Source organism: Anaerosalibacter bizertensis, from assembly GCF_009696605.1.
Lineage (GTDB): Bacteria > Bacillota > Clostridia > Tissierellales > Sporanaerobacteraceae > Anaerosalibacter > Anaerosalibacter bizertensis.
Map to the genome: position 1 here is coordinate 18,125 of NZ_VULR01000016.1, position 21,799 is coordinate 39,923.

Here is a 21,799-nt window from a genome sequence, read left to right on the forward strand (position 1 = left end):
TTTAAATGTTTTAATCACACGATTCTTCTATAGAGAATATATCTGGTAAGTTTCTATACTTTTCAGCATAGTCTATACCATATCCTACAACAAACTCATCTGGTATTACAAATCCTCTATAGTCAACAGGTACATTTACCTTTCTTCTTTCAGGTTTATCTAAAAGAGTACATATTCTTACACTACTAGCTCCTCTTTTCTTTAAATTATCTGTTAGATAGCCAAGTGTAAGTCCTGTATCTATTATATCTTCTACTATGAGAATATGTTTTCCTTCTACGTTGGAATCTAAATCCTTAATTATTCTAACTACTCCTGAAGATTTAGTTGAATTTCCATAGCTAGATACGGCCATAAAATCCATTGTAACAGGTATTTTAATATTTCTTGCTAAATCTGCCATAAATATTGCTGCGCCTTTTAGTATTCCTACTAACATTAGCTCCTTACCTTGATAATCTTTTGTAATTTCTTCTCCTAATTCTTTTACTTTTTTTTCAATTTCTTCTGAAGAAACAAGTACTTCTTTTCTAAATTCCTCCATCTTTCTCCTCCTCAAAATTTACGGTTTTTTATAATATTTTATTACTAGGACATTTTTTGTGCTAGGAGTTATTTTGTAATCTTCACTAACTCTAAGCCCTACTACCCAAATAATATTTTTACCATCTGTTAGTATAGGAATAGTATCCCTTTTATTTAATGGGATTTTTTCATCAATAAATAAATCTTTTAATTTCTTCATTCCATTCATACCTAAAGGAACAAATTTATCTCCTGTTTTTCTATTCCTTAAATGCAAACCGTCTTCTATTTTATCATAATCAAAATACTTAATAAACCTATCTTTAAAATTTATTTCAACTTTTTCTTTAGGAACTACCCTAGCTTCAATAAAACAATTAGTCTCTTTAATATAAATAGGTTTTTCAAAACTAATATCATAATTATAATCTACACTATATTCTTTATTACCCATTTTTATAATAAGGTCATCATAGCTTGTCTCAGCTACTATATTATTAATCAAGTCTATGCTCTTTCCTGTATCACCTCTATCAAAAAGTTCTACTATGTCTAAAATATGTTTGCTAGTTATTCCTTGAAGATTGTTCGTCAAATCATATATAGCTTGCCTAACAATTCTCTGCTTTATAGCAGTATGTTCTTTTGAAAATTTCTTTCTATATAAAATTATACTATTTTTTTTCTTACTTTTCATCAAGTCTCTATATGTTTCAAGTGTATATTCATTTAAAAAACTACTATCATAAGACATTATTTTAGAAGTTCTCCACAATGTATCTATAATATTCGGATTGAAATTTTCTTTTATATAAGGTATGACTTCTAATCTGATCTTATTTCTATTGTATATAGGGACTAAATTAGTTTTATCTAATCTTGTTTCTATCTTATTTATTTCTATATATTCTTCTATTTCAGCTCTAGATATATCTAATAAAGGTCTGATAATCTCTTCTGTTTTATATTCCATCCCCTTTAAGCCATCTATACCCGTTCCCCTTAACATCCTCATTATAAGTGTTTCTGCCTGATCATTTTTATTGTGGGCTACAGCTATTTTACCTCCACCTATATTCAATAAAGTATCTCTAAAAAAATCATATCTAAGCTTTCTTCCTGCTTCTTCGGAAGACATTTTATGTTTTTTAGCATAACCTTCCATATCTATTCTTGTAGAATAATACGGAAGATTTAATTTTTTAGATAATCTTTCTACAAATTTCTCATCTTCATCTGCTTCTTCTCCTCTTACCCCATGGTTTACATGGGCAATATAAATAGAAAAAGATTTTTGATTCTGTATTTCTAAAAGCCCATATAAAAGGGCCATTGAATCTGGTCCTCCCGACAATCCTATTAAAATATTGTCCCCTTTGTCAATTAAACTATGTTGATCAATAGTTAATAACATTTGCTCCTTTAAACCCAATATATACACCACCTATAATAATCTTTTAAAAATCATTCTTTATTTTATTATACGATATTTTTTTAATCTATGCTTAAATATTATCTTTTTTATCAAAATATAGCATAAAAAACCTTTAGTCTTAAGACTAAAGGTTTTTTACTATTCAATAACTAAGAAATTTAGATTATTGCTTTACCTTCCAAACCTTAGTAGCCAATACTGTCATATCGTCTTTTATTTCCCCTTTAGATGCCTTTTTGGCCTCCTTCATAACCATATTAGCAATTGTCTGAGGGTTAAAGCTATCAATATTTTTAATAACCTCCCTCATCCACTTCTCTTTATTTGCAACTTCTTCATTAGCTTCCAATACCCCATCAGACATCATAATAATAAAGTCTCCATCTTCCAAAAAGTGTTCATATACTTGAAAGTCTACATCTTTCAACATTCCAACAGGCAAAGAATGTGAATTTATAACTTCAACCCTATCTTTTTTCTTAATAAACGTTGAAGCAGCTCCAGTTTTAATGGCTTGCAACTTTCCAGAATATAGATCTATTGTAGAAATATCTAATGTGGTAAATATCTCTTCTTCTGATTTTAACATCAGCATGGAATTTATAGTGTTTAAAGCGACCTCTTCACTAAATCCAGCTTCTAAAAACTTTTCTAGCAAAGATATAGCTATACTACTTTCATAATTTGCTTTTTTACCTATTCCCATACCATCACTTAAAGCTACAAAATAATTATCCTCAGTTTCTCCAAATGTATAACTATCTCCTGAGACATAATTAGGAAGTTGACTATTTTTACTGATTTTAGTTATAGTACCATATCTATTAGCTTTTTTAAAATTATATCTATTCCTTTCTTTAACACTTTGACTACTATTCATAGTAAATTCACCTTTTAAAGGTAAATCTATTGCTTGAGAAACAATAGACTTTACATTTTCCAAGCTATTAGCTTTTTTAAAACATTTGTCTACTTCAACATATATTTCAAAATCATTTTCACCATATTCAGCTACTACTGTCTCTAATACATCTACACTATTTGTTCTTAAAGCGGAATATATTTCTGCCTCTACATCCTTATTAAAAGTTATTTCCCTATCTATATTTTTCATTAGATTTCCAATTATATCCGAAATTCCATTTAACTGTTCTGCTACTAATTTTCTATTTTCGCTCATTTTCTTTTCCCATATATAATTTATCTTGTATATATCAAAGAGTCTATAAACCTTATCCATTATCTTTTCAGTATTGATACATGTAGATTTAAAAAGTTTAGGTATATGTTCCTCATCAATCTCTCCTGTCATTTCCATCATAGTTATAAGATTAAACATAGAATAATAAGTTGTATAAAAATCATCTTGCCAACAGAACTTATTCATAGAACAGTTTTTACACATATCACTTGCAACTTCATCAATAAAAAGAGATACATTATCTGTACAAACTTCCTTATCTTCTGATACTTTTACAAACATCTTGCTTAACTCTTCAAATACTTCCGAAACTTCTTCCAATCTTCTATTAGTCAGTTCTTTTATTCTATCATCATATGGATTACTTTTATTAACTCCTAAATTTATAGACAACTTATTTAAAATATTATCTTTTATATAATTAAAACCTAAAATAAAGATTAGACTACCAATACCTAATTCATAATAACTTAAAAAACTTGTACCAAATCCATTTATATAAAAGCTCATAATACTATTGCCAAGTATAAATCCCAATACAGAACCAAGTTTTCCTAAATCTTTAAAAACTCCAGAAAATAAACCAGAAAGTCCATATATAGAAATTAAAAATGGCATATCAGGTTGTGATAAATACGCAACCATTCCTACTGTAATACCTATACCTGATCCTAACGCTGCTCCATATGCATGTCCAACTACTATTATAAATAAAATGCTTATTATATTTTTAATAGAAACTCCTAATAAACTAAGATCTCCTAATCCAGAAAGTGCTAGTGAAAAAGTAATAAAAAAACATATTAGTTCTTCGTTAGTAAACTTATTTTTTTCTATTATTTTTTGAGGAAAGCTATAAGAAAATATATATGATAATGTAAAAATAACAACACCCTCAAACACTACCATCATAAAATCATACATATAATATTCACTTAATAAAATTAAATTCAGAAAATTTACTGATATAAATATAATAGATGAAATTAAGGATACTTTTATTATAGATGTTTTTTTATCTTTATTATTAATACTAAAAACAGCATATATAATACCCATTGTAATTAAATAATTGTATCCTTTGATGCCATGGAAACTTAATACACCTATTATTACTGATAAAAAACTTATAAATGAAAAATTACTAAAACTACTAGCTGCTAAAAAAGATATTCCAAATGGTGTCAAACCATTTATAACTGAAGTCCTAGATATGAAAAAACCTAATATCCCAATAAGAATCCCCGCTTTATCAAATGTCATTTTTTTATTAAGAGATCTCTTTTGATTTAAAGATACAGTCCCCATTCTGTCAGTCATTTCCAACCACCCCTATTTATATTTTCATATTTACAATTCATGATAACAAAGGTTTTCTAAAATATTTGTCAATACTAGTTGTCTACATAGAAAAATCTTTAGACATATTTTATTATCAAACCTTAAAAAAACTATTGTTTTTTTTAACCTAAAATAACCTACGTTATATCTATAATAGGGATGTATTCAACTGTATAGCTTCAACTAAGAATTTTCATATCTAATGTATAATAATGTATTTTAATTTCAAGATAACTCATTAAATAATAAATTCATTCTTTTAGTCTTTTCAAAAAATAATAAAAAACCGGAATAATCCGGTTTTAGAAATCAGCATTTTTGCTACGGCCTTTTTGTCCTTTTCTAGACTCTCTGCTCTTTAATTGGTCTTGTCTTTCATTACTTTCTTTCATAAATTTAGATAGTTTATCTTCAAAGGACATATGCTTTTGCCTGTCATCAGTTTTTGTCCAGTCTATCTCAATTGGTTCACTAGTCTTAGGTTTAGCTTGTCTTATAGAAAGACTTATTTTCCCCTCCTTATTTATGGATAAGACCTTTACTTTAACCTTTTGATTTCTCTTTAGATAATCACTCACCTTTTCCACATAATCATCTGATATTTCAGAAATATGAACTAAACCAGTCTTTCCTTCTGGTAGTTGAACAAAAGCACCAAAATTTGTTATTCCTGTTACAGTGCCTTCAACTACACCTCCTACAGCTATGGCCATAAATAAATAATTCCTCCTTACAATTAATCTGTTATTCTTAGATATAAGTATATATTAGAAAATTAAATATGTCAATCTAGCCTAGTTATTATCCTTTCTTAAGAAAGGATTTTTATTTTTATTCTTATCAATATATATAATTTCTCTAGGTTTAAGCATTCTAAATTCTTCTCTTGCTATTTTTTCGACAAATTCTAGTGAATCCTTATTTTGTATTTCAATATTTATCTCACTTATTTCTGATTTTAGTTTTTCTATTTCTTCTTCAGTATTATTTTTTTCTATTTCTAATTCTTTCATCATATTTCTTTGGCTATATATTGTAGAACATATATATATAGCAAATAGTAAAAGTACCATATGTCTTATTCTAAACTTTTTCTTACCCTTTTTACCCATATCTACCACCTCATAATAATTATTCTACAACTTTTAATAAATTCCTCTATTTCTTTTTAGATATTATCCGTATATATTTATTTGTATCTTTTACTATCTCCCCTGAAATATCCTTTGCTTTTTTCATTTTATTAAATAAAGGTGATAGTATCTTCTTAATCATATTAAAAGGAAAAATTATAACTTTAATTACTTTCTTCATAACTAAACAAAGCAATCTTAAAATCTTTAAAAGAATAGGATATATTAATTTACTCAATAACTTTAAATAAAGATATAGACCTAAAAATAACCCTATAAATATATATCCTCTAAGTTCGCCCCAATTACTCTTTATAAGAATATAGAATGTAACAAGTGTAGCTATTATCCAAAATACCAGATCCTCAATAAAAGTAATAATCTTCTTTGGATTTAAGTAATATCTAAAACCTCTATAGATATCGTATATAAAACCTACTATTAAACCACCATAGAAAACTGTAAAAAATATATATGCTTGCATCTTAACAGAATTATCCATAGTATTCTCCCCATAATCATTTAAACATTTTACCTAATATATTTCCTTTTGAATTTGAAGATTTATTATTATATATAATTCCATTTATCTCTCCATCTATTTTTACATTACCATCATCTAAATTTAACTTGCTTATATTAAGTTCCTCACCTTTTATAGTAACACCACCCCTTACTGTAAACAAAACTATAGTATTGTCATTAAAGCTTTCCACTTGCTCTACACCTGTAATAGATAGCTTTTTTCTATCTTCTAAATATATATTTTGATTTTTAAATTCAACTTTACTATCATTCACACATATCCCCCCCTTGTATCTCCTCTATTAAATAATATGAAAAAAAGAAAATTTTATTACTTAAAACTTTTAAAAAAGAGCTATATTAGAATGTTTTAAAACGCTCTAATATAGCTCTTTTTTAAATCTAATTATATCTTATAAATTTTTATATAGCTCTTGTGCTTGATTTTTAGGAACATTATCCTTTGTACTTAATACTTTTACTTTAACGGAACCTGTCCCTAATCTAATTTCTATAATATCTTCTACTTTTACTTCATCTCCTGGCTTTGCAACTTTTCCATTTATATATACTCTACCTTGTTCGCAAGCTTCTTTAGCCATAGTTCTCCTCTTAATAAGTCTTGAATTCTTTAAATACTTATCTACCCTCATAACGCCCTCCACATTCTAATAAAAAAATCAGGCCAATGACCTGATTTTTTTACTTATTTACTGATTCTTTTAAAGCTTTACCAGCTTTGAAAACTGGAGCTTTTGAAGCTGGAATATGGATAACTTCTTCAGGATTTCTTGGATTTCTTCCTTCTCTTGCTTTTCTTTGTCTTACTTCAAAAGTACCAAATCCAACAAGTTGAACTTTTTCTCCATCCACTAGTGCTTCTTCAACAGATTTCATAAATGCATTTAAAGCACTTTCTGCATCTTTCTTAGTTAAATTACTTTTCTCAGCTATGCTAGCAACTAATTCAGCCTTATTCATAATTAATTCCTCCTCATACAAATGTTTATAATTAGCCTATATTTGCTTATTCTATGTTGTTTTCAAAATTCCTTCTTATTTTAGAATAGTTTTTATAATATTGATGGCTTTATGTATTCTTTGCTTCATTCCATAGTATATCCATTTGTTCTAAAGTCATTTCCCTAAAATCTTTACCAAGTTCATTACTTTTTATTTCCATCAACTCAAATCTCTTTATAAATTTGTTAATAGCTTTATTTAATGCTACTTCAGGATTTACGTTTGAAAACCTACACACATTTACAACTGCAAATAATAAATCTCCTAATTCTTCCTCTATTTTCTCTATATCACCACCTTTACATAAATCTACTTCTTCAATTACTTCAAGGTATTCTTCTTTAACTTTATCAATTGCACCATAGATATTATCCCAATCAAATCCTACATCTGCTGCTCTTTTTTGAACTTTATAACTTCTCATAAGTGAAGGAAGTTTTGGAACAGCTCTTAGTCTCCCTGTGTAGTTTTCAATGTTTCTATTCTTAAATTTCATTTCATTCCAATTATATACTACTTCATCACATTTTTCTACTTTTTTTTGTTTAAAAACATGAGGATGTCTAAAAATAAGTTTATTACATATACCAGTAGTTACGTCAAATATATTGAAATAACCATCTTCATTTGCCATCTCACTATAAAACGCTACTTGAAGAAGCAAGTCACCTAACTCCTCTTCCAAACTGTCCATATCATCCTCATCTATAGCCTCTACTACCTCATATGCTTCTTCTATGACAGATTCCCTAATAGATAAATAAGTTTGTTCTCTATCCCACGGACAACCTTCTTTTCCTCTTAATATTTTTATTATATCTAAAAGATCATTCATATCGTAAATTTTTGTATTTATTTTATCCACTTTAGGAATATATATACTGGTTAGATGATTTATTGTATCACATCTATCCAATTCATATATAGGAATTTTAAAAATTTCTTCCTCTTTTTCAATTCCCGCACTATTTACTATATATATTTCATACTCATCTCCATATATTTCAGATAAGTATAGCTTAACAGAAGAAGCAACTCTTTTATTATATACCTGAGTGATAATATTTGCCGTATTTATATCTACTTTTTGTCCTGTAATATTTAGTCCGTCTATGATTTTTAGTCCTTTTACAGGATCATGACCTACAGCTACCAATATAGGGTCTATAAAACTCATACCTGGAATTAAATCTATTTCAATATCTTTTTCTTTCTTATAATCTAATAATATTTCTACAGTTTTTTCTGCTACTAATGGATTTCCTGGTACAAAATAATTAATTACTCCATATTCTTCTGATTTCCTAATTAAATCTTCTACTATATAATTATAAACTTCTTTAAAGTTTTCTTTTTCTTCATATACATAATCATAGGATTCATAGGGTATATTATTTTCCTTTAAATAAGATATTGTAGGGTGATTTTCTGTTCTTAGTATATTTATATATCCACTATTTAATCTATCTAAAGCTCCTAATGTTAAACAATCCACATTTCCAGGACCTAACCCTACTACGTATATTTTGCCCATATATATCTTCTCCTTTGTTTCGCAAATGAAATATCTTTTAATTAACTTTTAATAGTTTAAGTCTCACAAGGATATTAGCTATTTTCTCGCCCTTTGGTATTAACTTAAAATCATCATAAGTTATAGAACCAGTCCTTATAAGAAATAAGAAGTAAACTATTGCTCCTACAAATATTGCTAATATAGTAGCTATTCTATCCCCAACAAGAGGAGTAAATACTATATGCCCTACTTTTGCCATAATTGCCATCCCTATAGCTGAAATAAGAGGCCTTATAAATACTTCCGCAGTTTTAAATTCCATTTTTGCATATTTCTTCACACTAATCAAGTCTAAAGTACTTGCAATCATATAAGCTACAACTGTGCTTATAGCTGCTCCTTTAACATTAACACTTGGTATTCCTGTAAGTACATAGGTAAGTATAGTCTTTGTAATTGCACCTATTAATAAATTTTTTACTGGTATCATAGTTCTTCCCAATCCCTGGAGTATAGCCGTCAAAGATTGAACCAAGGTTAGAAATATTACTCCAAAAGAAAGATATTGTAATATTTCTCCCGTACTATCCAATGCTTCTGCTGTATTTTTAAAATATAATAATCTAATAATAGGCTTTCCTAAAACGAATAATCCTAACGCACAAGGTAAACCTATTAGTAAGGTAACCCTTACTCCAGATGAGATTATACTCTTTATTTCTTCTTTTTTCTTTCTAGCATATGCATCAGATATAGCTGGAACTAAACTTATGGCCAATGCCATAGAAAAAACTTGTGGCAAATTAATTAAAGTTTGAGCAAGACCTTTAAGTTGACCATATAGATCATTTGCTTGAAACTCACTAAATCCAACATACTGAAGTCTTCTCATTACTATGGCAGCATCTATGGTATCCATTATAGGTGCAATAGCTGAACCAATAGTTATAGGAATTGCTATTATCAATAAATCTTTAATGATTTTACCAGTAGTTTCTTCATCATATCCCTCAGTCATTCTTACTTCTTTTCTAATGTCTTTTCTCTTAGGTAAATATATCAAAACCATAGCAATAGTTCCTGCAATAGCTCCAATAGAACCTCCAAAAGAAGCTCCACCTGCTGCAATTGGAATTCCCCTATCAAGTAAAAAATAGGTTAGAAACAACCCAGTCCCTACCCTAAAAGCTTGTTCTGAAATTTGGGAAACTGCTGTAGGTGTCATAAATTGTCTTCCTTGAAAATATCCTCTAAAGGCAGACATTATTGGAACAAAAAATAATGCTGGTACTAATGCTATTAGAGAATAATAAGCATTTCTATTCCCTAAGGCTTCCACAATATTTTCTGCTAATACAAATACAAATAAACTTGTCAAAATACCACATATAAAGAGTCCTGATAAAGCTATTTTAAATACCTTATGAGCTCCTCTGTAGTTTCCTATAGCTCTTTTTTCTGAAACTAATTTAGCAATAGCTACAGGAAATCCTGAAGTTGATATAGTTAAAAGTAAGACATAAAGTGGATACGCTGTCTGATAATATCCCATACCTTCTGTTTTTATTATATTACTAATAGGAATTCTATAAAATGCTCCTAATATCTTAACTATAATACCTGCAACTCCTAAAATAGCTGCCCCTTTCAAAAAATTTTCTTTAGTCATTATAAACCCTGGTTTCAAATATATATCTTAAAATAACCAGGAGCTTCACCACCTTTCACATAATCTATGGCTAATAATGTACTATAACCTCATTATTCTTAATTGTATATGAAACCATTTAAAATTCCAACATTATTTATATATGTATATTTTAATATGGGTCAATAAAGTCTATTATACCAAAAAGATATTTTATAAGAAATGTATTTATTACAAAAATAATAAAAGTCTACCTTGAGGTAGACTTTTATTAACTTTCCATTTGTTTTGACAAGAATCCTGCTGCCACTTCTCCTAACTTTACTTCCATTTCTCCCATTTTTACATCATCATCTTTAGATATAAAAATTATTGCACCTATTGGATCACCTTGCATAATTATTGGAACTACTATTTGACCTGTATATTCCTCTACACTTTCATCTTCATAAAAAAGTCTAATAGGTTTGTTAGTATCACTAGATATATAAACCTCTCTACTTTCCATCATTTTTTCTAAACTTTGACTTACTCTTTTCTCTAAGTACTCTTTTCGTGAACCTCCCGCAACAGCTATAATAGAATCCCTATCAGTTATAACAACCATATGATTAGTAGTTTCATACAATGACTCACAATATTCTGCTGCAAATTCATTTAACTCTCCTATAGGAGAATATTTTTTAAGTATTACTTCACCTTCTCTATCCGTAAATATTTCTAAGGGATCACCTTCTCTTATCCTTAATGTTCTTCTAATTTCTTTTGGAATAACTACTCTACCTAAATCATCTATTCTTCTAACTATTCCAGTAGCCTTCATGTTTTACCTCCTTAAATGTAATTTTCTTGTATATTTATTATTTTACTTCTATGAACATTTTATGCATGAATGGTAAAGTTAAGGTAAAGTATTAATATAAAAAACTCTATAGGCTTTCCTATAGAGTTTTTTATTAGCTAGCTTTTTTATCTTCTTTTTTTTCATTGTCTTTCTTATCATCGGATTTATCTTCAGATTTTTTGTTTTCTTCAGTGTATATATCTACCTTTGCTTCATCTCTCATTTTTTCTAAATGCTCTTGAAGCCTTGTAACTTTTATTCCTTGAACTATTTCATCTTTCATTTCATCATTTGCTTTATCGTACTTATCTATCTTGTCCTCAACTTTTATAATATGGTATCCATATTGACTTTTAACTACTTCACTTACTTCTCCTGGTTTTAGTGAAAATGCAACTTTTGAAAACTCTGGTACCATTTTATCTTTAGTAAAGTAGCCTAAATCTCCGCCTTCTTTAGCACTACCTTCATCTTTTGATTTTTCTTTAGCTAAAGCCTTAAAGTCTTCTCCCTTTTCTATTTTTTCTAAAATATTTTTAGCTTCCTCTTCCGTTTCAACTAATATATGGCTTGCTTTAACAACCTCATAAGCATCCTTATTCTCGTCAAAGAATTTTTTAGCTTCTTCATCTGTTACTTCCGTTTTATTAATATAGTCTTCCCTATATTTTTCAATGGTCTTCTCTTTTTTTACCATTTTGTTGAAATATCCTTCATCTACATTATTATTTTCTAAAAACTTCTTATATTCTTCTTCTCCACCAAGTTTTTCTTTATATTGCTTAATTAATTCATTTACTTCTTCATCGGTAGCAGTCATTTTATTTTTTTCAGCTTCTTTCAGCTCTATCTTTTCCATTATCAAAACTTCTAAAATATTTTCTTTTATTAATTCTTCAACTGTTTTACCTTTTTCAGCTTCCTGGCTCATAATATCTGGACCTAATTGATCTTCATACCCTTTCTTAACCATTTCAAATGCCTTGTTAAATTCAGTTTTAGAAATAGTATCTCCGTTTACTTTTGCCACTGCATCCTTAGGTGTACTTTGACATCCAGTCAAAATTACAATTACCAATACAAATATTAATGAAAGTTTGAAAACTTTTTTATTAAAGTTAATCAATGAAAACATCCTTTCTCTATTTTTAGTTAACAAATATATTATATACTACTTTTTCCATTAAGAAAACCACTTATTTTTTCTATCAGCACCTTTAAATCTTCTAATATTTTAATTCCTGGCCTAAACTTAAATATAGGTTTACCTGACAAATCAAATTGTAATCTCCTTTTATATTTAGTAGATAACTCGTTTATAAGCTCTGGGGTAATAAAAGATGATGAGCTGAATTGTATATCTATAAAACTCTTACCTTGAACAATACTTGTTATATAGGAGCGACTGGAAATATATTTAATATAAGATATTTTCATTAGATTATCTACTTCTTCAGGTATATCTCCAAATCTATCTATAAGCTCTTCTAGCAAATCATGGTAGTCTTCTTTATTTTGAATACTAGCAATTTTTTTATATATCTCAACTTTTATTTCTTCATCTGAAATATACTTATCTGGTATATATCCATTTACATTAAGATCTATGTTAGTTTCTACTACATCTTCTACTACATCACCTTTAAACCTTCTTATAGTATCATTTAAAAACTTCACATATAGATCATAACCTATAGCTTCAATATGTCCATGCTGTTCCATTCCTAATAAATTGCCAGCCCCCCTAATCTCTAAGTCTCTCATAGCTATTTTAAATCCTGAACCAAATTCTGTGAATTCTTTTATTGCCTTAAGCCTTTTTTCTGCTACTTCCGACAATACTTTATCTCTTTCGTACATCAAATAGGCAAAAGCCAATCTATTAGCCCTTCCCACTCTTCCTCTAAGTTGATAAAGTTGGGATAATCCCATTTTATCCGAATCATATACTATTATAGTATTTACATTAGGTATATCTAAACCTGTTTCTATAATAGTGGTACAGACTAGTACATTAAACTCTTTTTTTAGAAACTTCATCATTACCTTTTCTAATTCTCTCTCACTCATTTGTCCATGTCCTACTGCAATCTTAGCTTCAGGCACTAGTTTTTTTAATGTAGAAGCCATTTTGTCTATGGTTTCAACCCTATTATAAACAAAGTAAACTTGACCTCCCCTATTTATCTCTTTAACTATAGCGTCCCTTACTAATTGTTCATTATATTCCACAACATAGGTTTGAATAGGATATCTTTCTTCTGGAGGTTCATCTATGACACTCATATCCCTTATACCTATTAAAGACATGTGAAGGGTTCTAGGAATAGGCGTAGCTGTAAGAGTAAGTACATCTACATTTTCCTTAAGTTTTTTTAAAGTCTCTTTGTGTTTTACTCCAAAACGCTGCTCTTCATCAACTATTAATAACCCTAAGTCATTAAACCTTACATCTTTAGACAATAACCTATGAGTACCAACAACTATATTTACATTCCCATTTCTTAAATTCTCGATAACTTTTTTTTGTTCACTAGGGGTTCTAAACCTACTTAACATTCCTACTTTAATTGGAAATTCATTAAATCTATCAACAATAGTATTATAATGTTGTTGTGCCAATATAGTAGTAGGTACTAAAAAAGCTACTTGTTTATTATCCATAATTGCTTTAAAAGCCGCTCTTAAAGCTACTTCCGTTTTACCATATCCTACATCACCACAAAGGAGTCTATCCATAGGTCTAGATTTCTCCATATCTTTTTTTATTTCTTCAATACTTCTCATTTGAGCTTCTGTTTCTTCATATGGAAACATATCCTCAAATTGTCTTTGCCATGGATTGTCAGGACTAAAAGCAAACCCTTTTACACTTTGTCGTTTAGCATACAATTCAAGTAAATCTTTTGCCATATCTTCAATAGCTTTTTTAGCTTTTGCTTTAGTCTTGCTCCATTCAGAACTGCTTAATTTATTTATCTTTGGCTTAGATTTATCTGCTCCTACATACTTTTGAATTAAATTCATCTGGTCTATAGGAACATAAAGCTTATCCTTTCCTCTATATTTAATAGTTAAATAATCTTTTTTTATACCTTGAATATCTAACTGTTCTATCCCTAAGTACTGACCTATTCCATGATTTTCATGAACAACATAACTACCAATGTTCAAATCAGAAAAATCTGTTATTTTTTCTCTATTCTTTTTAATAGGTCTAGAAATTTTCTTCTTATTGGTTCCAAATACTTCTTTATCGCTTATTAAAACAAACTTTATATCTGGATATTCAAATCCTCCATTTATAGTTCCTGATATTATAAATACTTGACTAGATTTTATAGCTCTACTTTTATCACATATATATACACATTCTATACCTTTTTCCCTTAGGGTACTTTCTAGCCTTTGCCCTCTATCTTCAGTTCCTGAAAATATAATAGTTTTATATCCTCTGTATTTATAATGCTTCAATTCCTCTACTAAAAAATCAATCTTATTATGAAAAGATTGCATGCTCTTAGTAGTAATATTTAAAATAGATTTAGACCTATACATTTCATCAGTTTTTAAAAATGCACTAACGGTTATACATGTGTATTTTTTAATTTTTTCAGATAATTTTTCATAATCATAATAAATATTCTCATGACTTGATAACAATTCACCGCGTTGAAACACATCCGTAAATTTAAAAACAAACTCATTATATATTTCTCTGACTTTTTCTTCTATTCTTTTAGGATCATCTAATAAAATTAAACTGTTTTTATCTAAATAATCTATAAGGCTTCCTAACTTATCATCAGGAATATATGGCGTCACCATATCTACATTATTTACATTCAATCCTTCCCTTATAGATTCCATATACTTTAAAAACTTATTTTCTAATAACTCTTTTTCTTTTAAATTATCTTTAGATCTCTTTAATGCCTTATTGAAATCTTTATCAATACTTTCTATAACCTCTTCTTTAAAATCATCTAATATTAAAACTTCTCTAGTAGGAGGAATTAATACTTCATTAACTTTTTCAATAGATCTTTGACTTGCTATATCAAATACCCTTATAGAATCTACTTCGTCATCAAATAATTCTATTCTATAGGGATAGTTGCTAAACGGAGGAAAAAAATCTATAATTCCTCCTCTTATACTGAACTGTCCCTTTCCTTCTAACATATTTACTCTTTCATAGCCTTTAATTACAAATTTCCTTGCCAGTTCTTTTAATTGAACTGTTTCACCATATTTTATATTTTCAGTATAGTTTTCAAATAATTTTTTGCTCATTATTTTATTTAGTAATGCCTCTACATAGGTTACTACAACTATATTATCTCCATTATTTAATTTAGATAAAACTTTTAGCCTTGAATGGATAGTTTCATAGCTAAATGCTTCAATATCATAAAATACTACTTCCCTTGAAGTATACATTTCCACTGGAGTATTAAAGTTTTTTAAATCCTCATATATTCTTTTAGCTTTTATCTCATCAGAAGCTATTACCAATATTTGCTTTCTTGTATCCTCTCTTAAAGCATAGGTGATATGGCCTAAGCTTTCACTACTCAACCCATGAATAGCAATAGGACTAGTTTTTTCTTGTATTTCTTTTAGTAACTCTTTATAGGAATATAAATTCTTCAATGGATCTACAAACATATTTTGCGGCATTTAATCAACTCCTTAACCAAATACCTTAAGCCCAGGTTTTGTTCCTGGGCTTTGTTTTTTAATTAAATTTATTCATGGCCTTATCTATATCTTCTCTTATAATTGTTTCAATTGATTCACAAGCCACTTCAATTGATTCTTTAATAGTTTTCTCTTCTTTATTTTGAAATCTACTTAGTACAAAATCTGCTAAATCCCATTCTGGCGGTGGACTACCTACCCCAATCTTTATTCTAGGAAAGTCATTTCTTTGAAGATGGTATATAATTGATTTCAATCCATTATGAGTTCCTGCACTTCCCTTTCTTTTAATCCTCACAACACCAAAATCTATATCTATATCATCTACTACCACTAATATATTTTCTATAGGTATTTTATAGTATTTATATAATTCTAATACAGAAATCCCACTATTGTTCATATAGGTTTGGGGCTTCAATAACAAAACACTTTCATTCCCTATCCGTCCCTTGCCATAAACACTTTTAAACTTAATCTTGTTTATATCTATGCCATTTCTATCTGCCAATAGATCCACTGTATTAAATCCTATATTATGTCTAGTGTTTTCATACTCTCTTCCTGGATTTCCTAGACCTATTACTGCATACAAATATATCAGCTCCCTAATTAATCAAACAACTTACTTACAGATTCATTTTTGTGCACTCTCATAATAGCTTCTGCAAAAAGAGATGCAACACTAACTACTTCAATTTTGTCTATTTTCTTTTCTTCTGATAATGGAATTGTATCTGTTACTATAAACTTTTCTATTTCTGAATTTTCTATTCTCTCTACAGCTGGTCCAGAAAGAATTGGGTGAGTTCCACAAGCATAAACATTTAATGCACCAAAATTCTTTAATACTTTTGCAGCTTTAGTTATAGTTCCTGCTGTGTCAATAATATCATCTACAATTATTACGTCTTTTCCTTCAATATCTCCAATTACATTCATAACTTCTGAAACATTAGCTTTTGGTCTTCTCTTTTCTATAATTGCAATAGGTAAATCTAATAAATTAGCAAAATTTCTTGCCCTTGTAACTCCTCCTAAATCTGGAGAAACTACTACTGTTTCTCTCTTAACTATTTTTTTAAAATAATCAGCTAAAATAGGTACACCAATTAAATGGTCTACAGGTATATTAAAATATCCTTGAATTTGGCCTGCATGTAAATCCATAGTTAAAACTCTATCTGCACCTGCAGTAGTCAATAAATCAGCTACAAGCTTTGCTGTTATTGGCTCTCTTGCCTTAGTTTTTCTATCTTGTCTTGCATATCCATAGTATGGTATCACTGCATTGATTCTACCTGCTGAAGCTCTCTTTAAACCGTCCATTAATATTAATGTTTCCATTAAATTTTCGTTTACTGGAGGACATGTTGGCTGTATTAAGAAAACATCATTACCTCTAACAGTTTCATTAATATTTGCTGCTATCTCACCATCACTAAAAGTTCCAACTTCACAATCACCTAATGAAATACCTAGTTCCTTACATATTTTCCCTGCTAACTCCTTGTTTGCATTTCCAGTAAATACTTTTATGCCACATCCATTTATATTCATGTAAAACTCCTCCTATTATTTATTATCTTTTGTGAAATCTTTTTTAAAAACCCAATCTGCTTTGCAAACTTGTCTAGCTCTAGCAATAGCTAAATGTCCTCTATCTACTTTATCCGTAATTGTAGAACCTGCTGCTATATAACCCCACTCTTTTACAACTACTGGGGCTACTAGGTTAGAATTACTTCCTATAAAAGCATTATCTTCTACAGTAGTTCTACTTTTAGTTTTCCCATTATAATTTACAAATACTACTCCACAACCAATGTTTACATTTTTGCCAACATCAGCATCTCCTATATAAGAAAGATGGCTGGCTTTTGAATTATCTCCTATATTTGCATTTTTTACTTCAACAAAATCTCCAATCTTCACATTTTTACCAATGTGACTATTTGGTCTTAAATAAGCATAAGGCCCTACTTTTGTTCCATCTTCAACAATGCTATCTAATATGGTGGAGATTTGTATTTCTACTTTATTGCTTATCTTTCCATTAACTATTCTAGTATTATGACCTATTATACAATCTTCTCCTATCACTGTATTACCTTCTAAAATTGCTCCAGGATATACTATAGTATCACTGCCTATTTTAACATCATTCCCTATGTAAGTAGATTCTGGGTCAATTAAAGTAACACCATTTTTCATATGTTTCTCATTAATTCTTTTTCTCATCAATTTTTCAGCATAAGCTAGCTGAACTCTAGAATTAATACCAAATATTTCTGTAGAATCTTCTATCTTATATGCTCCTACTTTAAGTCCTTCATCTTTAAAAATTTTCACTGCATCTGTTATATAATATTCTCCCTGGGCATTTTTATTATCTATTCTATCTAAAGCAAATTTTAAATATTCTCCTTTAAAACAATACATGCCAGAATTTATTTCTTTTATTCTCTTTTCTTCTTCAGTGGCATCTTTTTCTTCCACTATAGAATGAATATTACCTTTTTCATCCCTAATTATTCTACCATATCCCTTAGGATCTTCAAATTCTGCAGTTAAAACAGTACAAGCATTATCACTTGAATTATGATATTCTACAAGTTCGTTTAGAGTATTTCCAGAAATCAAAGGTGTATCTCCATATAAAATTATAACACAACTATTATCTTTAATATAGTTCCTGGCTTGCATAACTGCAAAACCTGTTCCATAAGGTACTCCTTCTCCTATAGGCTGTTTTTCAAAAGTAATGTCTTCATCATTTATACTATCTATTACTTTTTCTCCTCCATGGCCTACTATTACTATATTATTTTCCACTTTTGCGCATCTGCTTGCGTCAATAACATAACTTAATAATGGTTTCCCACAAATATTGTGTAATACCTTTGGCTTACTTGATTTCATTCTAGTTCCTTCACCAGCAGCAAGTATAATTGAAATAGTCATTAAAAACACCTCTATCTTTTGTATTTCTCCACCCAATAATATTTTATACAATTTCTGATATAAGTCCACACCTAATTTATCCATTTGTATATAATATTTATTTAAAATAGTAAAAAAAGGACCAAATTTGGTCCTTTTCTTCACTCATCACCTATATTTTTTTCATACTCCTTAAAAATTGCTTCCTGTATCTTGCTTCTAGTTTCTGAATTAATTGGATGGGCAATATCTTTAAAATCTCCATCTGCCATCTTTCTACTTGGCATGGCAATAAAAAATCCGTTTTGACCTTCTATTATCTTTATGTCATGTACTACAAATTCGTTGTCAAAAGTAACAGAAACTATAGCTTTCATTTTACCTTCGTCGGTGATTTTTCTAATTCTTACATCTGTGACTTGCATTTTCACCTCACCACCTTCCCAGAAGTCCCTTAAATAATACAATTATTAAATATTCTCTATATTCTCTAAATTTTGAAGAAATCCTTCTTTTATTGTAAATCTTTTTCATTTTTATTTAAATTGTTCTAAGTATTCAAAATTTGATTTTAAATATATTTTACCATTTTGTTCATCAACCGCCTCTAATTGTATAAGGGAAATATAATCGTCTACTAATTTTTTCTCTGGACTTTTAGTTGAAACAAATATTCCAACGCCAACCACTTCGGCATTAAACTCATTCATCATATCATTTATTCCCTTTATTGTTCCTCCAGCTTTCATAAAATCATCTATTACTAAAACTTTTGAACCTTCCTTAAGAACCTTTTTTGAAAGAGACATAGTTTGAATAACCTTAGTAGAGCCAGACACATAGTTTATATTTACAGTAGGCCCTTCAGTGATCTTTGTATTTTTCCTTATAACGATTAGAGGTACATTCAAAATATCTGCAGTCATAAGGGCTATAGGAATTCCCTTAGTTTCAACTGTTACTACATAATCTATATTTTTATGATTAAATTCATTTGCAAATATTTTACCTATATTTCTTATTATACTAGGAGTATATAGAATATCCATCATATATATAAAACCCCCTGGAATAATTCTCTCTCCATCAGATAATCTTCTACATAGATCCTCTAAAAGAATTTCAGTTTCTCCCTTTCTAGACTTTGGTAAAAACTTTACTCCACCATTAGCTCCTGGAATAGTTTCTATTTTCCCTATATCCAGTTTTTGGGCAATTTCCTTCATTATGGATATATCACCACTGATACTAGGCTTTTTAACATTAAACATTTTAGAAAAATAATTATATGTAAAAATTTCATTTGGTCTACTTGTAAGTATATACATTATAGCTCCTATTCTTTCATTTCTTTTTAATTGATCCATTCTAACCACCCTAATTAAATATTTTTTTCACATATTAACCTATTTTATTCCTTTATATAGTATAATTCAATATATTTATAACTTTTCCTTTTTATATTTTCACCTTTATGATATAATTTATCAATGACAAAATAAAATGCTATAAAATATGATAATAATATTTTTTTTGGCAATAATAAATATAGAGATGATTATATATATTTTGGGAGGTAATTGTATATGGTTTCACACGTTCATCTTATAGGTATTGGTGGAATAAGTATGAGTGGATTAGCAGAAATACTTTTAAAAGAAGGATATACTGTCTCTGGCTCAGATATGAACTCATCTTTGATAATTGATAAATTAAAAAAACAAGGTGCTAATATTTACACAGATCATAAAAAAGAAAATATACAAGGAGCAGATTTAATAATATACACAGATGCTATATCTAATGACAACCCAGAACTATTAGAAGCTAAGAAAAATGGTATAACAACTTTAGATAGGGGTACTTTCCTAGGAAAACTTATGAAGAATTACGATAAATCTATTGCTGTTTCTGGTACTCATGGAAAAACTACTACTACTAGTATGTTAGCTACAATATTAAATAAATCTTCTTTAGAACCTACTATACTTTTAGGTGGAGAATTAGATGAAATAGGTGGCAATGTAAAAATAGGTAGCAAAAATTTGGTTTTAACCGAAGCTTGCGAATATAAAGGAAATATACTTAAATATCAGCCTACCATGGCCATAATACTTAATATGGAAGAAGATCATTTAGACTATTTTAAAAATATAGATCATATAGTAGATACATTCAAGGAATATGCAAACAGTTTAGATGAAGATGGACACTTGATTATAAATATAGATGATAAAAATGCTTATAAAGTTATAAAAGATAGTAAATGTAATATTGTTACATTTGGTATAAATAACAAGGCTGATTATACCGCAGAAAATATTTCATTTACAGATGAAGGATATCCAAGATTTGTGCTTAATATAAAAGATAAAGGTAAGTTTCCTATTACCTTAAATGTTATGGGAATACATAATGTATACAACTCCCTAGCTAGTATTGCTGCAGCCCATACTTACAATGTACCAGTAGAATCAATAATAAATTCAATGCAATACTATAAAGGTACCCATAGAAGATTAGAAACAAAAGGATATATAAATGGTATAAAGATAATGGATGATTATGCTCACCATCCAACAGAAATTAAAGCAGCTCTTAATGCCCTTAGAAAAAGTACATCGCAAAAACTTTGGTGTGTATTTCAACCTCATACTTACTCCAGAACTAAACTTCTTTTAGAACAATTTTCTGAATCATTTTATGAAGCCGATAAAGTTATAATAGCTGATATATATGCTTCTAGAGAAAAAGACACAGGTCTTATTCATTCTACTAGTTTAGTTAACTTATTAAAAGAAAAAAATGTAGAAGCTATATATCTTAAATCTTTTGAAGAAATTAAAAATTATCTCTTTGATAATATGGAAGATGGGGATGTTTTGGTAACTATGGGAGCAGGTAATATTTATAAATTAGGAGAATTAATGCTGGAAGAAAGCAAAAAAGAAGCTATTTAAA

General features: G+C 28.7%; 20 protein-coding genes. 1 reads left to right on the forward strand and 19 read right to left on the reverse strand.

All coding sequences use genetic code 11. The annotated features are described in order from the left end of the window. Positions 1–10: 10 nt before the first annotated feature. From hpt to purR, 19 genes are all read right to left on the reverse strand, one after another. Positions 11–544 carry a hypoxanthine phosphoribosyltransferase gene (gene hpt / locus FYJ27_RS10300; protein WP_154484764.1) on the reverse strand — a complete coding sequence of 178 codons (534 nt, stop codon included), beginning with the start codon at positions 542–544 and terminating at the stop codon, positions 11–13. An 18-nt stretch (positions 545–562) separates the two neighbouring features. Next, entirely contained in the window at positions 563–1,957 is a 1,395-nt protein-coding gene (gene tilS / locus FYJ27_RS10305) for a tRNA lysidine(34) synthetase TilS (protein WP_229775539.1), read from the reverse strand. A 166-nt stretch (positions 1,958–2,123) separates the two neighbouring features. Further along, positions 2,124–4,481, reverse strand: a complete 2,358-nt coding sequence (gene spoIIE, locus FYJ27_RS10310; RefSeq protein WP_154484765.1) for a stage II sporulation protein E — start codon at positions 4,479–4,481, stop codon at positions 2,124–2,126. 323 nt (positions 4,482–4,804) lie between these two features. After that, positions 4,805–5,215: a S1 RNA-binding domain-containing protein gene (locus tag FYJ27_RS10315; RefSeq protein ID WP_154484766.1), complete on the reverse strand. Its 411-nt coding sequence runs from the start codon at positions 5,213–5,215 to the stop codon at positions 4,805–4,807. Between the two features lie 81 nt (positions 5,216–5,296). Then, on the reverse strand, positions 5,297–5,614 hold the full coding sequence (locus FYJ27_RS10320) for an FtsB family cell division protein (protein ID WP_154484767.1): 318 nt from the start codon (positions 5,612–5,614) through the stop codon (positions 5,297–5,299). Positions 5,615–5,660: 46 nt separating this feature from the next. After that, complete coding sequence (gene yabQ / locus FYJ27_RS10325; protein WP_154484768.1) at positions 5,661–6,137, reverse strand: spore cortex biosynthesis protein YabQ; 477 nt, start codon at positions 6,135–6,137, stop codon at positions 5,661–5,663. Positions 6,138–6,153: 16 nt separating this feature from the next. Then, positions 6,154–6,435 carry a sporulation protein YabP gene (gene yabP, locus FYJ27_RS10330; RefSeq protein ID WP_216384035.1) on the reverse strand — a complete coding sequence of 94 codons (282 nt, stop codon included), beginning with the start codon at positions 6,433–6,435 and terminating at the stop codon, positions 6,154–6,156. 138 nt (positions 6,436–6,573) lie between these two features. Next, positions 6,574–6,813, reverse strand: coding sequence for an RNA-binding S4 domain-containing protein (locus FYJ27_RS10335; RefSeq protein ID WP_154484769.1), 240 nt, complete (start codon positions 6,811–6,813; stop codon positions 6,574–6,576). A 49-nt stretch (positions 6,814–6,862) separates the two neighbouring features. Beyond that, positions 6,863–7,141: an HU family DNA-binding protein gene (locus FYJ27_RS10340; RefSeq protein ID WP_154484770.1), complete on the reverse strand. Its 279-nt coding sequence runs from the start codon at positions 7,139–7,141 to the stop codon at positions 6,863–6,865. Positions 7,142–7,250: 109 nt separating this feature from the next. Then, a complete protein-coding gene (yabN, locus tag FYJ27_RS10345; protein WP_154484771.1) occupies positions 7,251–8,717 on the reverse strand; it encodes a bifunctional methyltransferase/pyrophosphohydrolase YabN in 1,467 nt (488 codons plus the stop codon). A 37-nt stretch (positions 8,718–8,754) separates the two neighbouring features. Further along, complete coding sequence (locus FYJ27_RS10350; protein ID WP_154484772.1) at positions 8,755–10,368, reverse strand: putative polysaccharide biosynthesis protein; 1,614 nt, start codon at positions 10,366–10,368, stop codon at positions 8,755–8,757. Positions 10,369–10,618: 250 nt separating this feature from the next. Beyond that, entirely contained in the window at positions 10,619–11,170 is a 552-nt protein-coding gene (spoVT, locus tag FYJ27_RS10355; RefSeq protein WP_154484773.1) for a stage V sporulation protein T, read from the reverse strand. Between the two features lie 133 nt (positions 11,171–11,303). Further along, positions 11,304–12,317 (reverse strand): peptidylprolyl isomerase, encoded by a 1,014-nt coding sequence (locus tag FYJ27_RS10360; protein ID WP_195839124.1) that lies wholly within the window; start codon positions 12,315–12,317, stop codon positions 11,304–11,306. Positions 12,318–12,355: 38 nt separating this feature from the next. After that, positions 12,356–15,874 (reverse strand): transcription-repair coupling factor, encoded by a 3,519-nt coding sequence (mfd, locus tag FYJ27_RS10365; protein ID WP_154484775.1) that lies wholly within the window; start codon positions 15,872–15,874, stop codon positions 12,356–12,358. Between the two features lie 58 nt (positions 15,875–15,932). Continuing rightward, positions 15,933–16,490: an aminoacyl-tRNA hydrolase gene (gene pth, locus FYJ27_RS10370; protein ID WP_154484776.1), complete on the reverse strand. Its 558-nt coding sequence runs from the start codon at positions 16,488–16,490 to the stop codon at positions 15,933–15,935. Between the two features lie 17 nt (positions 16,491–16,507). Next, on the reverse strand, positions 16,508–17,455 hold the full coding sequence (locus FYJ27_RS10375; RefSeq protein WP_154484777.1) for a ribose-phosphate pyrophosphokinase: 948 nt from the start codon (positions 17,453–17,455) through the stop codon (positions 16,508–16,510). A gap of 15 nt (positions 17,456–17,470) precedes the next feature. Then, a complete protein-coding gene (gene glmU, locus FYJ27_RS10380) occupies positions 17,471–18,859 on the reverse strand; it encodes a bifunctional UDP-N-acetylglucosamine diphosphorylase/glucosamine-1-phosphate N-acetyltransferase GlmU (RefSeq protein ID WP_154484778.1) in 1,389 nt (462 codons plus the stop codon). A 140-nt stretch (positions 18,860–18,999) separates the two neighbouring features. Beyond that, the gene (spoVG, locus tag FYJ27_RS10385) at positions 19,000–19,263 is read right to left on the reverse strand and encodes a septation regulator SpoVG (protein WP_154484797.1); all 264 of its coding nucleotides are present in this window, start codon (positions 19,261–19,263) and stop codon (positions 19,000–19,002) included. A gap of 111 nt (positions 19,264–19,374) precedes the next feature. After that, positions 19,375–20,205: a pur operon repressor gene (gene purR / locus FYJ27_RS10390; protein WP_154484779.1), complete on the reverse strand. Its 831-nt coding sequence runs from the start codon at positions 20,203–20,205 to the stop codon at positions 19,375–19,377. Between the two features lie 219 nt (positions 20,206–20,424). Here purR and murC point away from each other — a divergent pair, with 219 nt between their 5' ends. Beyond that, complete coding sequence (gene murC, locus FYJ27_RS10395) at positions 20,425–21,798, forward strand: UDP-N-acetylmuramate--L-alanine ligase (protein ID WP_154484780.1); 1,374 nt, start codon at positions 20,425–20,427, stop codon at positions 21,796–21,798. Position 21,799 lies beyond the last annotated feature (1 nt).

Excerpts from the sequence above, each read along its gene's own strand:
- murC (WP_154484780.1), top strand. The coding sequence starts at position 20,425 with ATGGTTTCACACGTTCATCTTATAGGTATTGGTGGAATAAGTATGAGT.
- purR (WP_154484779.1), bottom strand. The coding sequence starts at position 20,205 with ATGGATCAATTAAAAAGAAATGAAAGAATAGGAGCTATAATGTATATA.
- spoIIE (WP_154484765.1), bottom strand. The coding sequence starts at position 4,481 with ATGACTGACAGAATGGGGACTGTATCTTTAAATCAAAAGAGATCTCTT.
- FYJ27_RS10315 (WP_154484766.1), bottom strand. The coding sequence starts at position 5,215 with ATGGCCATAGCTGTAGGAGGTGTAGTTGAAGGCACTGTAACAGGAATA.
- FYJ27_RS10350 (WP_154484772.1), bottom strand. The coding sequence starts at position 10,368 with ATGACTAAAGAAAATTTTTTGAAAGGGGCAGCTATTTTAGGAGTTGCA.
- yabQ (WP_154484768.1), bottom strand. The coding sequence starts at position 6,137 with ATGGATAATTCTGTTAAGATGCAAGCATATATATTTTTTACAGTTTTC.
- glmU (WP_154484778.1), bottom strand. The coding sequence starts at position 18,859 with ATGACTATTTCAATTATACTTGCTGCTGGTGAAGGAACTAGAATGAAA.
- mfd (WP_154484775.1), bottom strand. The coding sequence starts at position 15,874 with ATGCCGCAAAATATGTTTGTAGATCCATTGAAGAATTTATATTCCTAT.
- yabN (WP_154484771.1), bottom strand. The coding sequence starts at position 8,717 with ATGGGCAAAATATACGTAGTAGGGTTAGGTCCTGGAAATGTGGATTGT.
- FYJ27_RS10375 (WP_154484777.1), bottom strand. The coding sequence starts at position 17,455 with ATGAATATAAATGGATGTGGCATAAAAGTATTTACTGGAAATGCAAAC.
- FYJ27_RS10320 (WP_154484767.1), bottom strand. The coding sequence starts at position 5,614 with ATGGGTAAAAAGGGTAAGAAAAAGTTTAGAATAAGACATATGGTACTT.
- hpt (WP_154484764.1), bottom strand. The coding sequence starts at position 544 with ATGGAGGAATTTAGAAAAGAAGTACTTGTTTCTTCAGAAGAAATTGAA.
- FYJ27_RS10335 (WP_154484769.1), bottom strand. The coding sequence starts at position 6,813 with ATGAGGGTAGATAAGTATTTAAAGAATTCAAGACTTATTAAGAGGAGA.
- spoVT (WP_154484773.1), bottom strand. The coding sequence starts at position 11,170 with ATGAAGGCTACTGGAATAGTTAGAAGAATAGATGATTTAGGTAGAGTA.
- spoVG (WP_154484797.1), bottom strand. The coding sequence starts at position 19,263 with ATGCAAGTCACAGATGTAAGAATTAGAAAAATCACCGACGAAGGTAAA.
- FYJ27_RS10340 (WP_154484770.1), bottom strand. The coding sequence starts at position 7,141 with ATGAATAAGGCTGAATTAGTTGCTAGCATAGCTGAGAAAAGTAATTTA.